We start from the raw sequence: 16,397 nt of genomic DNA, 5'->3' as shown, positions 1-16,397 counted from the left end.
GCTCAAACCTCCTCCAGTGAATTCATGAACGCTTCCATGTCGGCCCAGTCCTCGTCGGCGGTGCCGCCCAGGGCCTCCAGCTCTTCGGCCAGGGCCGCCAGGTGCGGGCGTTCGAACAGGCTGCGCATGGGCAGCGCGACGCCCAGCTCGGACTTGATCCGGGCGATGACCTGGGCCGCCAGCAGCGAGTGCCCGCCCAGGTCGAAGAAGCTGTCGTCGAGGCCGACGCGGGGTACCTGCAGCACCTCCATCCAGATGCCGGCCAGGCGCTGTTCCAGCTCGCTGGCCGGCGCGCGGTAGGCGGCCTGCAGCTGGCTCGGGTCGGGCTCGGGCAGGGCCTTGCGGTCGAGCTTGCCGCTGGGGGTCAGCGGCAGGCGCTCCAGCAGCACCAGGTGCGTGGGCACCATGTAGTCCGGCAGGGTCGCGCGCAGGGCCTCGCGGATGCGCTGGCGCTGCGCGTCGGGGCCGCTGCCGTCGGGCTCGGTGGCGAGGTAGCCGACCAGCTGCCGCCCGCCGGCCATGTCCAGGGCCAGCACGGCGGCCTCGCGCACGCCGGGGCATTGCTGCAGGCGCATCTCGATCTCGCCCAGCTCGATGCGGAAGCCGCGCACCTTCACCTGGTGGTCGACGCGGCCGATGTACTCGATGGCGCCGCTGGCGTTGAAACGCGCGCGGTCGCCGGTGCGGTAGAGGCGCTCGCCGGGCACCTGCGGGTCGGGCAGGAAGCGCTGGGCGGTGAGCCCCGGCTGGCCGTGGTAGCCCCGCGCCAGGCCCGGGCCGCCGATGTACAGCTCGCCGATGGCGCCCGCCGGCACCGGCTGCAGCTCGCCGTCGAGGATGAACAGGCGGCGCCCGGCCAGGCCCTGGCCGATGGGGATGCCACGCCAGGAGACATCGGCCGAGGCCAGCTCGCTGCAGTCATGGACGCTGGAAACCACCGTGGCCTCGGTGGGGCCGTAGGTGTTGAGCAGGCGTACCCCGGCCAACCCGGCACGGCGCCAGAGGTCGAGGCCGTCCACCGCCATGGCTTCGCCGCCGACGTGGATCTGGCGCAGCGCGCCGAAGGCCTGCGGGGCACCCCGGGCGTAGTCCTGCACCAGCATGTGCCAGTAGGCGGCGGGCAGGTCGGCCAGGGTGATGCCGTGCTCCACCAGGGCCTGCTGGAAGGCCGCGCTGCCCCACAGGCGGCCGTCGCGCAGCACCACGCGGGCGCCGACGCACAGCGGCGGGTAGAACTGCTCGACGAAGCCGTCGAAGCTGCAGGTGGCGAACTGCAGCACGCGGTCGCTTGGCTGCAGGCGCGAGTAGTCGGCGGCCAGCACGCAGAACTCGGCCAGGGCGCCGTGGCTGATGGCCACGCCCTTGGGCCGGCCGGTGGAGCCGGAGGTGTAGATCACGTAGGCCAGGTTGCCGGGCGCCACCGCCACGTTCGGCGCGTGCTCCGGCTGGTCTTCGAGCCCGTTGCCGGCCTGGTCCAGGCACAGGCTGTGGATGCCGTCGCCGAGGGGCAGCGTGTCGTGCAGTGCGGCCTGGGTCAGCAGCAGGCGCAGGCCGCTGTCGTCGAACACCTGGGCGATGCGCTCGCCGGGCGCCTGGGGGTCGAGGGGCACGTAGGCGCCGCCGGCCTTGAGCACCGCCAGCAAGGCCACGCCCATGTCCAGGGAGCGCTCCAGGGCGACGCCCACCAGCACCTCTGGGCCTACGCCCAGTTGCACCAGGCGGTGGGCCAGGCGGTTGCTGCGGCGCTCCAGCTCGGCGTAGGTCAGCTGGGCGCCGGCGCCTTCGCCGGCCAGCACCAGGGCGATGGCCTCGGGGGTGCGTGCGGCCTGGGCCTGGAAGCGCAGGTGGGCCGGCTCCGGTGCCTGGGGAGCGGCGCCGCGCAGGGCCCAGGCCTGCAATTGGCGGGCTTCTTCGCCGGCCAGCAACTGCAGTTCGCCCAGACGGCGACTGGGGTCGGCGACCACGCTGTGCAGCAGGTTGCGCCAGTGACCGGCCATGCGCTCGACGGTGGTGCAGTCGAACAGGTCGGTGGCGTAGGTGAAGGCGGCCAGCAGGCGCTCGCCCTCCTCCCGGGTCTCCAGCATCAGGTCGCTGGCGGCGGCATGGTGGCGGGCGCCGGCGACGCTCTGCTCGGCGTCCAGGTGCGCCAGTTGCAGGCCACAGCCCAGGCGCATGCCCTGGATGTCGGTGACCAGCGGCTGGTGGTTGTACATGACCTGGAACAGCGGGTTCTGGCTCTGGCTGCGGTTGGACTGCAGGGTCTCCGCCAGCGCGTCGAAGGGCAGCTCCTGGTGCGCCTGGGCACCCAGTGCGGTGAGGCGCAGGTCCTGCAGCAGTTGTGCGAACGGCAGGCGCCCATCCAGCTGGCTGCGCAGCACCTGGGTGTTGACGAAGAAGCCGATCAGGCCCTCGACCTCACCCCGGTTGCGGTTGGCGATCAGCCCGCCGACCCGGATGTCGCCCTGGCCGCTGTAGCGGTACAGCAGGGTCTTGAAGGCCGCCAGCAGCACCACGAACAGGGTCACGCCCTGGCGCTGGGCCAGGGCCTTGAGGCCGGTGTGCAGCGTCGGCTCTAGGGCGAACTCGATGCGCGCACCGGCATGGCTGGGCTGCGCCGGGCGCGGACGGTCGCTGGGCAGCTCCAGGGGCAGGTGCTCCTCGCCCAGCTGGCCGCGCCAGTAGTCGAGCTGGCGCTCGCGCTCGCCGGCTTCCAGCCAGCTGCGTTGCCACAGGGCGTAGTCGCGGTACTGCACGGGCAGCGCCGGGAGCTGCGGTTCGGCACCGGCGCTGCGGGCGTCCAGGCAGCGCATGAACTCCTCGATGAGGATGTTCATCGACCAGCCGTCGGCAATGATGTGGTGCATGGTCAGCAGCAGCACGTGCTCGTCGGCGGCGAGGCGCAGCAGCACCACCCGCAGCAGCGGGCCCTGCTCCAGGTCGAAGGGCTGGCCGGCCTCCCGGGCGACCGCTTCGCGGGTGCATTGCAGGCGCTCGTCGGGCGCCAGGGCGGACAGGTCCAGGTGGCGCACCTGGGCGTCGGCACCGTCGCCGACCCGCTGGAAGGCCTGGCCGTCGGCCTCGTGGAAGGTGGTGCGCAGGCACTCGTGGCGTGCCACCAGGTCGGCGAAGGCGCGGTCCAGCGCGTTGCGCTCCAGCGGGCCCAGCAGGCGCACGGCGCCGGGCAGGTTGTAGGCGGCGCTGGTGGGCTCCAGCTGCCAGAGGAACCACATGCGCTGTTGGGCGTAGGACAGCAGGTCGCGGCTGGGGCTGCCGCTGCAATCGGGGATGGGGAAGCTGGCGAAGTCCATCTGCTCGCCCTTGAGGGCTTCGAGGAACAGGTGGCGCTTTTCGGGGGGCAGGTCGATGAACCGACGGGCCAGGAGGCGGGATTGATCGAGGGTGGTCATGGGTCGTCCGATCGGGTGGAGGGAGCCCTGGGCTCCGCGATACCAGATGAACGAACGATTTGGCTTTGCATTTAGCCGGTGAAGAAACCCACTTATGAAACCCGGCTATCGGCATTGCAGCCCTCGACAAGCACTAGGCCAAGCCGATTAGCGAGCACTGCCTGAGCATTCTGTTTCGCCTTGCCGGGCGAGTTTCTTTTGGCAATCGCCCCAAAAGAAACCAAAAGGTCTGGCCCCTACATGCGGGTTTGGCTTCGCCAAACTGCCCTCGCTACATCATTGCGCCGGGGGTACGCCGCGACAGGCCATCCATGGCCTGACGCGTCTCTCGCGGCATCCATGCCGCTCAACCCCCTCTGCAACGATTACGCTCAGCCTTCTGAAGGGGCCCTTGTCCCTGCACAACCCTTCCATCCCGGAAATACCCCGGAATGCGCACCAGATTGCTCTCACCCTTCTCTTGGGTGAGCCGATCAATCGGCTCCATGACCCTCGGCCATGGCGACGATGACCTTGCGTGCGCCGGTGAAGCGGCTGCGGGCGTGGGCGGCGAGCATGTTGTCGAGCATCATCACGTCGCCTTCCTGCCAGGGGAAGGCGATGGTGCAGTCGTCGAGCACACCGCGCACTTCGTCGAGGATGGCGTCCTCGATGGGCGAGCCGTCGCCGTAGTAGACGTTACGCGGCAGGTCCTCCTCCTCGACGATCTCCAGCAGGCTCTCGCGCACCTCCGGGGGGAGGTTGGAGACGTGGAACAGGTGCGCCTGGTTGAACCAGACGTCCTCCCCGGTGCGTGGATGGCGGGCGACGGCCTGGCACACCTGGCGGGTGCGCAGTTCGCCGTCCTCCTTCCATTCGCAGGCGATGCGGTGGCGCTGGCAGTAGGCTTCCACCACCGCCGGGTCGTCGCTGTTGAACACCTGCTCCCAGGGCACGTCGAGGCCGTTGCCGAAGTTGCGCACGTACATCAGCCCATGGCGGGTGAAGCGTTCGTGGATGCGTGGATCGATGCGGCGGAACACCTCGCGGCTGTCGGCGATGGGCGTTTCGCCACCGGTCTCGGCGGCGACCATGCTGTAGAACCAGATCTTCATCGGCCATTCGCGGGTGTAGGCCTGTTCGTTGTGCAGCGGGATTTTCTGGTGCGGCGGGTACTCGGTGGAGGTGTACACGCCCTGGGTGACGTTGGTGCGCGGGGTGGAGCCGAACTCGTAGTTCAGCAGCGGGTGGCCGAAGCCGGCGGCGAAGCGGCGGAAGGCTTCCGCGCCGCCCACGTCGAACCCACGGAAGAGGATGCCGCCGACGCTGAGCAGGTGGCGGTCCACCAGTTCGCGGATCGGCTCCAGCGCCTCGTTCAGGTCCAGCCCCGGCTCCGGGGCCTGGACCAGCAGCGGCAGGTTGCCCGCGCCCGGCAGCAGGGGCCGGGCGAGGAGTTCCAGCAAGGTGCTCATGACGATCTCCCGGCGGCCTCAGGCCGCTTCCTGCAACGCTGCGGCCAGGGCCCGGGCGAAGCGCCGGGCGACTTCGTCCACCTGGTCGGCGGTGATGATCAGCGGCGGCAGGAAGCGCACCACGCTGCCGTGGCGGCCACCCAGTTCGAGGATCAGCCCGCGCTTCAGGCACTGGGCCTGCAGGCGCGAGGCCAGGGCGCTGTAGGTGGGCGGGTGGCCGAGGGCGTCCGGCGTGCCGGAGGGGTCCACCAGCTCGACGCCGAGCATCAGCCCGCGCCCACGGATGTCGCCCAGCTGCGGGTAGTCGCGCTGCAGTTCGCGCAGGTGACCGGCCAGGCGCTCACCCATGGCGGCGGCGTGGGTGGGGATGTCGTGGTCCTTGAGATAGCGCATCACCGCCGAGCCGGCGGCCATGGCCATCTGATTGCCACGGAAGGTGCCGGCGTGGGCACCCGGGCCCCAGGCGTCGAGCCATTCGCGGTAGACCATCACCGCCAGCGGCAGGCTGCCGCCGATAGCCTTGGACAGCACCACCACGTCGGGAATGATGCCGGCGTGCTCGAAGGCGAACATCCTGCCGGTGCGGCCGAAGCCGCTCTGGATCTCGTCGACGATCAGTGCCACGCCGGCCTTCTCGGTGATGCGGCGCAGGCCGCGCAGCCACTCGATGTCCGCCGGCACCACGCCGCCCTCCCCCTGTACCGCTTCGACGATCACCGCCGCCGGCAGCAGCACGCCGGCCTCGGGGTCGCTGAGCAGGTTTTCCAGGTAATGCAGGTTGGCGCGCACGCCGGCCTCGCCACCCAGGCCGAAGGGGCAGCGGTAGTCATAGGGATAGGGGGCGAACTGCACGCCATTGCCGAGCACGGCGCCCAGGGCCTTCTTCGGCCCCAGGTTGCCCATCAGCCCCAGGGCGCCCTGGCTCATACCGTGGTAGCCGCCCTGGAACGAGAGGATGGTGCTGCGCCCAGTGGCGGTGCGCACCAGCTTCAGCGCCGCCTCCACCGCGTCGGTGCCGGTGGGGCCGCAGAACTGGATCTTCGCCTCGCGGGCCAGGCCCTCGGGCAGCAGGCCGAAGAGGTCCTGGACGAACTGGTCCTTCACCGGGGTGGTGAGGTCGAGGGTGTGCAGCGGCAGCTCGTCGGCCAGCACCTGGCGGATGGCCTCGATCACCACCGGGTGGTTGTGCCCGAGGGCCAGGGTGCCGGCACCGGCAAGGCAGTCGATGAAGGTGCGGCCCTCGACGTCCTCGACATACAGCCCACGCGCGCGCTTGAGCGCCAGGGGGATGCGCCGGGGGTAGCTGCGGGCATTGGATTCCTGCCGTGCCTGGCGGGCCAGCAGCGGTGAGGTTTCGAACTGGTAGAGCGTCTCGTCTTCGGCAACGGCGTGCGGTTGGCTGGTGGTGAGGCTGGTGGCGACGTGCATCCTTCGACCCTCGATGAAAGTGGCATCTGGCTCCGGGCCGGTGCGTGTGGCGCATACCGGCCGTGTGCACAGAAGACGTTGCAGGGTGATGGGGATTTAGCGGCGGACGAACCGCTACACTGCGCGCCTCGAAACGAGGTGGGACGACACGATGCAAACCCTGGAGCAGGCACGCGCCAGCCTGGAAACGGTTCGCACACTGCTGGGGCGGAAGCTGGTCCGGGTCCGCAATGCCCGCTACCTGTTCAACGGTGCTCCCGAGCCGGAAGCCGTCGGCGAGGTGGAGTTCACCTGCGAAGGCGGCAAGGCAGTGACGCTGTCACTGGCCTCCGACGGCGAGAGTGTCATGGCGGCGAGCCGCGCACTCCAGGTGCTCGAGGGGTTCGACATCAGCGACGACGCCCGTTGCGACTGGAGGGCCGAGGACCTGCTCGCCACGCTGGACGCCAGGCATCTCATCGGCCGGCAGGTGATCGGAGTCGAGGGGTTGCACGTCGTTTACCAGCAGCATGAGGCGTGCCTGCTGGAGGGTTTCAGAATCACCCTGGAAGGCGGTGACTACCTGGTCTTCTTCAACTGCGGCGATGAGGAGGCGGTACGCCTGAACCAGCCGCCACCACCCTTGAGCGAAGCCAGCGAGCAATGGGTAACGGAGTTCTGATGCAATGAAGGTCTATCTGGACGACGAACGCGTGACGCCCGAGGGCTGGGTCCGTGCCTGGTGGCCGGATGAGGTGATCGCGCTGCTGGAGACCGGCCAGGTCAGCGAACTGAGCCTGGACCACGACCTGGGCGATGACCAGCGTGGCACCGGCTATGACGTGATCCTATGGATCGAGGAAGCGGTGGCACTGCGGGGGTTCGTGCCGCCGCACATCCATGTGCATTCGGCCAATTCCGCCGCCGTGGCGCGGATGCGCGCCGGGGTGCGGGCCATCGAGGCGCTGGCGGCGCGCAACGCTCAGTCGGCGCGGTAGCGTCCTACCAGGCGCTGCAGGCCGCCGGCCATCTCGGCCAGGCGATGGGTGATGCCGTTGGCGGTGTGGCTGCTCTCGGCGGTGTGCTGGGCGATGGTGACGATCTGGTGCACGTTGTGGTTGATCGACTCGCAGACCCGGGTCTGCTCGGCCGCGGCGTCAGCGATCTGGGCGTTCATGCCGTTGATGATGCCGGCGGCCTCGCTGATGGCCTCCAGGGCCTGACCGACCCGGGCCACTTCGGCGACGCTGCGGGCGCAGCCCTGGCGGATCTGCTCGATGACGGCAATGGCCTCGCGGGCGCCCCCCTGGAGGCGCTCGATCATCCCCTGGATTTCCGCCGTGCTGCTCTGGGTGCGACCGGCCAGGGTGCGCACCTCGTCCGCCACCACGGCGAACCCACGCCCCTGCTCGCCGGCACGGGCCGCTTCGATGGCGGCGTTGAGTGCCAGCAGGTTGATCTGCTCGGCCACGCCACGGATCACGTCCAGCACCCCGCCGATGTTCTCGGACTCGCTGCCGAGCTGGCGGATGGTGGCGACGCCTTCCGCCACCTGGCCTTCCAGCCCGCGGATCTCCGCCGTGGCGCCGCCCACCAGGCTGCGTGCCTCGTCCACCCGGTGCTCGGCATCACGGGCGGCCTGGGCGGCGCTGGAGGCACTGCCGGCGATCTGCTGAGCCGCGCCGGACATTTCCTCGGTGGCGGTGGCCAGCTGGTCGCTCTCGCGGTGCTGGGTGTCGATGCCCTGGCCGATGCCGGCCATGAAGGCCTCCAGCTCTTCGCTGGCGCGGCCCAGGGTGTCGGAGGACTCGCGGGTCTGCCGCACCAGATGGCGCACCTGCTCGGCAAAGCGGTTGAAGGAGGTGGCCAGGGCGCCGAGTTCGTGGCCGCTGGATTCGTCCAGCCGGCGGGTCAGGTCGCCCTCACCCCGGGCGATGTCCTCCATGGTGGAGACGGCCTGGCCCAGCGGTGCATGGATGCTGCGCACCAGCAGCATCACCGGCCCCACCACCAGCCCGAGCAGCAGCACCACGGAGAAGCCGCCGCGCATCAGGCTCTCGCGCAGGGCTCCGGCGAACTCCTCGTCGAGGGCGGCGACCAGGGCGTCGAGGTCGTCGATGTAGAAGCCGGTGCCCAGCACCCAGTCGGTGCCGGGCACGGGGACGACGTGGGCGAGCTTGGGGGATGGGGCGTCCTGGCCCGGCTTGGTCCAGCCGTATTCCAGGTAGTCGCCGCCGCGCTTGGCGGCCTCGATGTACTCCTGCACCAGGGCGCGTCCGTCCGGGGTGCTGGAACTCCAGTAGTCGTTGCCTTCCCGCGAGGGATTGTCGCCACTGACCACCTGCACGCCGTGGGTGTCGTAGACGAAGAAGTAGCCGCTGTCACCGTCGAAGCGCAGGGCGCGCAGCAGGTCCTTGGCCCGCTCCGGCTCGCCCCGCGCGAGGGCCGGCTCGACGGCGGACAGGGCCAGCTCCATGTAGTTGGCCAACTGGTCGCGGCGCGCATCCAGCAGCGACTGGCGCAGGGTGTCGCGCCCCAGGTCGCGCAGGTCGCGAGCCTGGTCGAAGCCGGTCCAGGCGCCGGCCAGCGCGAGCAACAGCAGTGGCAGCATGGCCAGCGCGAGGATCTTCTGCTTGATGGACAATCCCTTCATTTCCCACCCCTCCGGTCAGTGAACTGGCTCCGGGTTCTAGCACAGGGCCCAGCCCTGTTCAGGAGGCGACGCGAAGGGGTGGGAACCGAAGCGGAGGCAGCCGGCCGTTGCCGGGCCGTCTGCGGCGCAGGCCCTGCCGAGCCTGTAGGAAAAGCGGCGCCAGGCGGGTCGAACGACCTGACGCAGCGGGGCGGCATTTCCCGCTGAAGGCTGGGTGGGCACACCGCCATCACGCGCTACGGGCCGTCAGCCTGGCGCGCCTGGAGGCGGCCTCAGAGCGCCGGCCAGGCCTGCAGCAATCCCGCCAGGTGCAGGCCACCCAGGGTCAGGCAGATGAGCGAACTCCACAGCCAGAACGCCGGGCTGCGGCCGAGCCCGACAGGGATCAGCGCCAGCCCGGCGACTCCGCGCAGCAGGTAGACGGCGGCGACCCCGCCCAGTGCCAGGCGGCTCAGGGGCAGCGGCCGGCCGAGCCCGGCGCAGAACGCGTACAGCGCAAACAGGCCGAGCACCAGGGTGATGCCTAGGGTCACCCGCGTGGGGAACGGGCTGCCGGCCTCGGCCAGGCGCGCCATGCGCTCACCGGCGCCGAAGAAGCGGTACCAGGGCGCGCCATAGCGGATGCAGCCGAGGTGCAGCAGCGCGGCGAGCGCACTCAGCGCGCCACCGGCCAGCAGGAAGGGGTTGGGCAACAGGTCGTCCATGGTCGGGTCCGTCCGTGGGTCGTGGGCAGGTTCAATCCAGCAGGGTGCGCAGCGTGCGTGCGGGGTTGGCGAGAAAGCCCCGGGTCACCCGCACGTGTTCGGTGTCGTCGTAGTCCACCCGCTCGAAGCCCTGGGGGCCGCACTGGTAGATCCAGGCACCCGGGTAGGCCATGAGGATCGGCGAGTGGGTGGCGATGACGAACTGCGAGTCGTCCTTCACCAGGTCGTTGATGCGCGCCAGCATCGCCAGCTGGCGCTGGGGCGAGAGCGCGGCCTCGGGTTCGTCCAGCAGGTAGACGCCCTTGCCGCCGAAGCGATTCATCATCAGTGCGAAGAAGGATTCGCCGTGGGACTGCTCGTGCAGCGAGAGCCCGCCGTAGGAGTCGATCACCGGCGGCGCCGGGGCGGGCTCGGCGTCCATCCGCTCGATCTCGGTGGCGACGTTGAAGAAGCTCTCCGCCCGCAGGAAGAACCCATCGCGGGCGCGGCGCACGCCCTTGCCGACCCGCAGGGCCTGGTGCAGTTCGGAGTGGGAAGCCCAGGTGCCGAAGTTGAAGTTGCGGGTGCCGCCCTCGGGATTGAAGCCCAGGGTCACCGCCAGCGCCTCCATGAGGGTGGACTTGCCCGAACCGTTTTCCCCCACCAGGAAGGTCACGGTGGGGCTGAACTCCAGGCGCCCCAGGTGCCTGACCGCCGGGAGCGAATAGGGGTAGTCGCTGCGGCCCTCGGCCTTGTCGGCCTTCAGGCGCATGTCGATCAGGTAGCGCGTGTCCATCGCGGGCCTCCGAAAACAGGCCGCCATCCTAGCCAGCGGCGGGCCCTTCCACCAGCCGCCGAGCGGCACGAAACGCAGCCGAACCAAACGCCGCTTGCGAGGATCAACCCTGCATCACCTGCAGGAGCCCGCCATGAGCGAAGACGGCAAGACACCGGGGCTGTCCCCCCGCGAACGCCAGGACGTGAACGAGAACCAGCCGCCCCGGGCGGCGGTGCTCCACGAGATCATCCGCACCCAGGGCGACCAGGAACTGGAGCGCAAGGCCGCCGCGCTGTGGTGGTCGGCCCTGGCGGCGGGCCTGACCATGGGCCTGTCGCTGATGGCGATGGGTTTGCTGCATGCACGCCTGCCGGACAGCCCCTCCAGCCAGGTGATCGCCAGCCTGGGCTACTCGGCGGGCTTCCTGGCGGTGATCCTCGCGCGCCAGCAGCTGTTCACCGAGAACACCCTGACCGCCGTGCTGCCGGTGATGAGCCAGCCGACCCTGCACAACCTCGGCCGCCTGCTGCGCCTGTGGGGCGTGGTGCTGGCGGGCAACCTGGCCGGCACCCTGCTGGTGGCCTGGGTGATGCTGCACCTGCCGATCTTCGACGGCGCCACGGACCGTGCCTTCCTCGACATCGGCCGCAAGGTGATGGAGAACGACAACGGGCAGATGTTCGCCAAGGGCATCGTCTCCGGCTGGATGATCGCCACCCTGGTGTGGATGATCCCCTCCCAGGAAAGCGCCAAGCCGCTGCTGATCATCCTCGTCACCTACCTGATGGCCCTGGGGGACTTCACCCACATCGTGGTCGGTTCGGCGGAGGTGTCCTACCTGGTGTTCGCCGGGCACCTCGATTGGGCGGCCTTCTGGCTCGACTTCGCCGGGCCCACCCTGGCGGGCAACATCGTCGGCGGCAGCCTGATCTTCGCCCTGATCAGCCATGCCCAGGTGCGCAGCGACACGCGCCGCCTGCACGATGCGCGCACGGCCGAGGCGGAGGCGCCAAGGCAGCGCAAGCGGGGCTGAGCGGGCCGCTACCCAACACAAATAAAAGCAATTATCATTTGCGACTTTCTGGTGGCCGGATGTCGCAGTGACCCCTTCCAACCTCGATGCCGTATTCCTCGCCCAGCGTATGCCGCTGTTGCGCACCCTGGCCCGCATGGTGAAGAGCCCCAGCGTGGCCGAGGACCTGGTGCAGGAAACCTACCTGCGGGTGGCGCGGACCCTCCACGAGCGGCCCATCGACCACCTGGAGCCGTTCCTCTTCCAGACCGGGCGCAACCTGGCCCTGGATCACCTGCGGCGCGTGCGCATGCAATCGCGGACGCTGCTGGAGGACGTGCCCGAGGCGGTGATCGAGGCCGTGGCGGCTCCCACCTCCTCCACCGAGGACGGCCTCCACGCCGAGCGCCTGCTGGAGCGCCTGGGCGACACCCTCGGCCAGTTGACGCCCCGCCAGCAGCGGATCTTCGTGCTCAGCCGCCTGCATGGCCTGAGCTACGGCGAGATCGCCGAGCAGCTCGGCGTCTCGCCCAGCACGGTGCAGAAGGAACTGAAACTGATCATGACCCTCTGCCTCACCCTGATGAGCCGGCTGGACCCGCCCGCATGACGGGGTTTCGCTCCTGCCCGGGTTCGACAAGAATAGGCGCCCCCCGCCCCGAGGACGCGCCCGTGCCCGACGATCACCGCCCTGCTTCCGATGCCCACCCACCGGTGGACCCGGCCTGCCTGGGCGAGGCGCTGGACTGGCTGATCCTGCTGGAGGAAGCCGATGACGCGTGCCGCCAGCGCTTCGAGTGCTGGCGCACGCAATCACCCGAGCACGCCCGCGCCTTCGAGGCCGCGCGGCGGATGTGGAACGCCCCGCTGCTCGGCGAAGCCGCTGCCCGTCTGGAACCCACCCTCGCCCGTCCCCGCTCCGGCCGCCGGCTGCGTCCGCTGTGGGGTTTGGCAGCCGCGGTGCTGCTGGCGGTGGGCGTGGGTTTTCACAACGAGCTGGTCTTGCGCGTGCAGGCCGACCACCTGACCGCCACCGGCCAGCGCCAGACCGTGGAGCTGGCCGACGGCTCGCGGGTACTGCTCAACACCCGTACGGCCTTCGCCGCCGACATCGACCCGACCCAGCGCAGCGCCCGCCTGCTGCAGGGCGAGGCCTATTTCAACGTGGCCCGGGACCCCAGCCGCCCCTTCGAGGTGGAAGCCGGCCCCGTGAGCCTGTCGGTACGCGACACCACGTTCGCCGTGCGCTACCTGGGGGACGAAGCCGAGGTCAGCGTGGAACGCGGCGAGCTGGACCTGCGTTCCCGTCGCAGCGATGCGCGCATGAGCCTCGCCGCTGGCGACAGCGTGCGCATCGGCCCGGATGGCTTCAGTGATCGGCGCCGCCTGGCCGCCGAGGACCTGGCCTGGGTACGTGGTCGCCTGGTGTTCCAGGACTGCCCACTGCGCGAGGTGCTGGCAGAGCTGCGGCGCTACTACCCCGGCTGGATCATCAACACCGACGAGCGCCTGGGCGAACGTGCGGTGACCGGCAACTACCGCCTCGACGACCCCATCGCCGTGGTCCGCGCCCTGGCGGACATCACCGCCGCACGCCTGCACGAGTACCCCGCGCTGGTGGTCATCGACTGATCCCGGCGCCCTGCCGCCCTCCTCCACGCTGCTCCTTTCCATAGGCTTCCGACCGCCTCGGATGCGGGCCCCTGCGCGCTTGCTGGCGGCACGGGTTGGGCGTCTTGCGCGCGGAATCCCCGGGCTGAAGCCCGGGCTACGTTGGTGCCCGCGTGGGAAATTCCATGTCCATTTGCCGTAGCGAGGCGAGGTCGATAGGGCTTCTGATTTCTCATCACGGCAAAGGTGATCCTTGCCAGGACGTAGGGGGGACCGCGCTTCATCGGTCCACCCTGCGGGGTCACGGCGAACGCAATTGGTGGATGGAAAAAGCGCCATCCACCCTGCGCCCCGACCGGCGACACGCCAGTCTGGGGGGCGGGGTCATCCGCGCCGAGCCAATGGCGCGCTGCCTTTTGTGTGAAGCCCGCAGGATGCGGTGAGCCCGGCGAACCGCATCGATGCCCCGTACGTGACGGCCATGCAGGGAATGTCCCAACCCGCCTGGCGGCACCCGGTGGGAGCGGATTGATCCGCGAAGCGCCAGCGGCGCGGCTGCCGTTTCCGGGAAGTCGCTCAGGCCGGTTCCAGGCACGCGGCGGCTCTGCGGCAAAGCCGGTTGAAAGTTTTTTTACGCGATTGCGGCGGGACGTTCGTCTGGTCAGATGCCAATGCAACTGATTCGCATTAGATGCGCATCACCAGACGGACCGAAGAGAGCCGAACCCATGACCACGCGTTCCACCTCCCCCGCCCTGCGTCGCCTCGCCCACCCTGCCAGCCTGTCGCTGCTGGCCCTGTCCATCGCTCTGGGCAGCGCACCCGCCAGCGCCCAAGGCGCTGCGCCCCAGGCAACCGGCCAACTGGCCAGCCAGGGCGGCTACAGCTTCACCATCGCCCGCCAGCCCCTGGTGGATGCGCTCAATGCCTTCAGCGCCACCAGTGGCTGGCAGGTGGGGCTCTCGGCGGACCTGGCCAGCGGCATCCAGTCCCCGGGCGTCAACGGCCGGCTACCGGCCGAACAGGCGCTGAAGCGCCTGCTCAACGGCACCGGGCTGGACTACAAGCTGGTGGGCGAACGCAGCGTGGTGCTGCTCAAGACCGCGACCCCGGGCCTGGCCATGGAACTGCAACCCCTGGCCGTCACCGCCACCCGCCAGGAGCAGCGAGCCAGCGAGGTGCCTGCCAGCGTCAGCGTGGCCAGCCGCGAGCAGCTGGACCGCCGCAACGTCAACAGCATCAAGGACCTGGTGCGTGGCGAGCCCGGCGTCTCGGTGGGCGGCGCCGGCCAGCGTGCCGGCATCACCGGCTACAACATCCGTGGCATCGACGGTGACCGGGTGCTGACCCAGGTGGACGGCGTCGAGGTGCCCAACAGCTTCTTCTACGGCCCTTACGCACAGACCCACCGCAACTACGTGGACCCGGAGATCGTCAAGCGCGTGGAGATCCTCCGGGGCCCGGCCTCGGCCCTGTACGGCAGCAACGCCATCGGTGGTGCGGTGAGCTACTTCACCCTGGACGCCGACGACATCATCAAGCCCGGCCGCGACACCGGCGCCCGCCTGAAGACCGGCTACAGCTCCGCCGACGACAGCTGGCTCACCTCCGGCACCGTCGCCGGCCGTCACGAGCAGTTCGACGCCTTGCTGCACCTCTCCCAGCGCAACGGCCACGAGACCGAGTCCTACGGCGGCCATAGCGGCACCGGCCTGGGCCGCACCGAAGCCAACCCGGAAGACGTGCGCACCACCAACCTGCTGGCCAAGCTGGGCTGGAACTACAACGACACCGACCGCCTGCAGCTGACCTACGAGAAGTACAAGGACGACCGCGACACCAACCAGCTCAGCGCCGTGGGCGGGCCGTTCAACGCCGGCAGCGGCTTTGGCTACTACAAGGCCCGCAGCGGCAACGACACCATCACCCGCGAGCGCTTCGGCCTGGAGCACACCCTGGCCCTGGACAGCCTGCTGGCGGACAACCTGAAGTGGAGCCTGAACTACCAGATCGCCAAGACCGACCAGAGCACCCAGGAGCGCTATGCGCCCGGCTTCGGCGGCAACACCCTGCGTGACGTGATGCGCTACCGCGAGACCACCTACAAGGACCGCCTCTGGGTGCTCGATGCGCAGTTCGACAAGGCCTTCTCCCTGGGCGAGACCGAGCACCTGCTGACCTACGGCGCCAGCCTCAAGCGCGAGGAAGTCACCGGCCTGCGCAGCGGCACCGCCGTGTGCGTAGCCTCGGTGGGTAGCTGCACCAACCGCGTCGGCCAGACCAGCCCCACCGCAAGCGACAGCCTGGCCCCGCAGAGCGACTTCCCGGATCCGACCATCCAGACCTACGGCCTGTTCCTGCAGGACCAGATCCGCTGGAACCAGTGGACCTTCCTGCCGGGCCTGCGCTACGACTACACCCGCCTCAAGCCCGAGCTGACCGACGAGTTCCTCGCCACCATCAGCAACGCCAGCGTCACTGCCTTCAGCGACAAGGCCCAGACCTGGGACCGCGTCTCGCCCAAGTTCGGCGTCACCTACGACTTCGACGAGCACTACACCGCATTCGGCCAGTACGCCGAGGGCTTCCGTACGCCGAGCGCCAAGGCGCTCTACGGCCGCTTCGAGAACATCGCCGGCGGCTACGTGGTCGAGCCCAACCCCAACCTGGAGCCGGAGAAGAGCCGCGGCGTGGAAGCGGGCCTGCGCGGCCAGTTCGATGCCGGCAGCTTCGACGTGGCGGCCTTCTACAACGAGTACCGCGACTTCATCGACGAGAACGCCAGCGTCGCCACCAGCGGCACCACCTTCAAGAGCGTGAACATCGCCCATGCCAGCATCCGTGGCATCGAGGCCAAAGGCCGACTGAACCTGGACGCCTTCGGTGCCCCGACCGGCCTCTACAGCCAGGCCTCCATCGCCTACGCACGGGGCCGCGACGACGACACCGGCGCGGCGCTGAACAGCGTCAACCCGCTGACCGGCGTGTTCGGCCTGGGCTACGAGCAGGACACCTACGGCACCCTGCTGAGCTGGACCCTGGTCAAACGCAAGACCCGCATCGACCAGGGTGACTTCAACGCCCCGGATGGCCGCAGCAGCCAGTTCAAGACCCCGGGCTTCGGCGTGCTCGACCTGACCGGCTACTACAAGCTGACCGACGACCTGACGGTGAACGCGGGCCTCTACAACCTTACCGACAAGAAGTACTGGCTGTGGGATGACGTGCGGGGCTACGACGGTGTGGGCGAGGCCGGCGTGACCAGCCCGGCCAACCTCGATCGGCTGACCCAGCCGGGGCGTAATTTCGCGGTCAATCTGGTGTGGGATATCTGAGCAACCGCTCGACACGACAAAGGGGCCCAAGGGCCCCTTTTTTAGCGCAGCATCCATGCC

General features: G+C 69.5%; 12 protein-coding genes. 6 read left to right on the top strand and 6 right to left on the bottom strand.

From position 1 onward, the window contains the following. Positions 1 to 2: 2 nt before the first annotated feature. From BM198_RS21295 to BM198_RS21285, 3 genes are all read right to left on the bottom strand, one after another. Positions 3 to 3,407 carry a non-ribosomal peptide synthetase gene (locus tag BM198_RS21295; RefSeq protein WP_074972189.1) on the bottom strand — a complete coding sequence of 1,135 codons (3,405 nt, stop codon included), beginning with the start codon at positions 3,405 to 3,407 and terminating at the stop codon, positions 3 to 5. 473 nt (positions 3,408 to 3,880) lie between these two features. Then, positions 3,881 to 4,858, bottom strand: a complete 978-nt coding sequence (locus BM198_RS21290; RefSeq protein ID WP_074972187.1) for a TauD/TfdA family dioxygenase — start codon at positions 4,856 to 4,858, stop codon at positions 3,881 to 3,883. A gap of 18 nt (positions 4,859 to 4,876) precedes the next feature. After that, complete coding sequence (locus BM198_RS21285; protein WP_074972184.1) at positions 4,877 to 6,286, bottom strand: aspartate aminotransferase family protein; 1,410 nt, start codon at positions 6,284 to 6,286, stop codon at positions 4,877 to 4,879. Positions 6,287 to 6,437: 151 nt separating this feature from the next. On the opposite strand from BM198_RS21285, the gene BM198_RS21280 reads away from it, so the two are divergent. Further along, a complete protein-coding gene (locus BM198_RS21280) occupies positions 6,438 to 6,947 on the top strand; it encodes a hypothetical protein (protein ID WP_074972182.1) in 510 nt (169 codons plus the stop codon). Between the two features lie 4 nt (positions 6,948 to 6,951). Continuing rightward, positions 6,952 to 7,263 carry a cyclic-phosphate processing receiver domain-containing protein gene (locus BM198_RS21275; RefSeq protein WP_074972180.1) on the top strand — a complete coding sequence of 104 codons (312 nt, stop codon included), beginning with the start codon at positions 6,952 to 6,954 and terminating at the stop codon, positions 7,261 to 7,263. Here the strand turns inward: BM198_RS21275 and BM198_RS21270 are convergent. The 3 genes from BM198_RS21270 to BM198_RS21260 all read right to left on the bottom strand — a co-directional run bounded on the left by BM198_RS21270 (position 7,248) and on the right by BM198_RS21260 (position 10,397). Then, complete coding sequence (locus tag BM198_RS21270) at positions 7,248 to 8,918, bottom strand: methyl-accepting chemotaxis protein (protein WP_074972178.1); 1,671 nt, start codon at positions 8,916 to 8,918, stop codon at positions 7,248 to 7,250. The two genes, BM198_RS21275 and BM198_RS21270, sit on opposite strands and share 16 nt — an antisense overlap. A 272-nt stretch (positions 8,919 to 9,190) precedes the next feature. After that, positions 9,191 to 9,622 (bottom strand): hypothetical protein, encoded by a 432-nt coding sequence (locus tag BM198_RS21265; protein WP_074972176.1) that lies wholly within the window; start codon positions 9,620 to 9,622, stop codon positions 9,191 to 9,193. A gap of 31 nt (positions 9,623 to 9,653) precedes the next feature. Further along, on the bottom strand, positions 9,654 to 10,397 hold the full coding sequence (locus BM198_RS21260; RefSeq protein WP_074972174.1) for an AAA family ATPase: 744 nt from the start codon (positions 10,395 to 10,397) through the stop codon (positions 9,654 to 9,656). A 133-nt stretch (positions 10,398 to 10,530) separates the two neighbouring features. Here BM198_RS21260 and BM198_RS21255 point away from each other — a divergent pair, with 133 nt between their 5' ends. The 4 genes from BM198_RS21255 (at position 10,531) to BM198_RS21240 (ending at position 16,337) form a co-directional block, all read left to right on the top strand. Further along, the gene (locus tag BM198_RS21255) at positions 10,531 to 11,412 is read left to right on the top strand and encodes a formate/nitrite transporter family protein (RefSeq protein ID WP_074972172.1); all 882 of its coding nucleotides are present in this window, start codon (positions 10,531 to 10,533) and stop codon (positions 11,410 to 11,412) included. 67 nt (positions 11,413 to 11,479) lie between these two features. Continuing rightward, complete coding sequence (locus BM198_RS21250) at positions 11,480 to 12,001, top strand: RNA polymerase sigma factor (protein ID WP_044399411.1); 522 nt, start codon at positions 11,480 to 11,482, stop codon at positions 11,999 to 12,001. Continuing rightward, entirely contained in the window at positions 11,998 to 13,023 is a 1,026-nt protein-coding gene (locus BM198_RS21245; protein ID WP_083422442.1) for a FecR family protein, read from the top strand. Before BM198_RS21250 ends, BM198_RS21245 begins: the two co-directional genes overlap by 4 nt. A 707-nt stretch (positions 13,024 to 13,730) precedes the next feature. Then, entirely contained in the window at positions 13,731 to 16,337 is a 2,607-nt protein-coding gene (locus BM198_RS21240; protein WP_074972168.1) for a TonB-dependent receptor, read from the top strand. Positions 16,338 to 16,397 lie beyond the last annotated feature (60 nt).

Origin of the sequence: Metapseudomonas otitidis (assembly GCF_900111835.1) — a bacterium.
Classification (GTDB): domain Bacteria; phylum Pseudomonadota; class Gammaproteobacteria; order Pseudomonadales; family Pseudomonadaceae; genus Metapseudomonas; species Metapseudomonas otitidis.
This window is presented reverse-complemented; position numbering and strand designations above follow the sequence as displayed.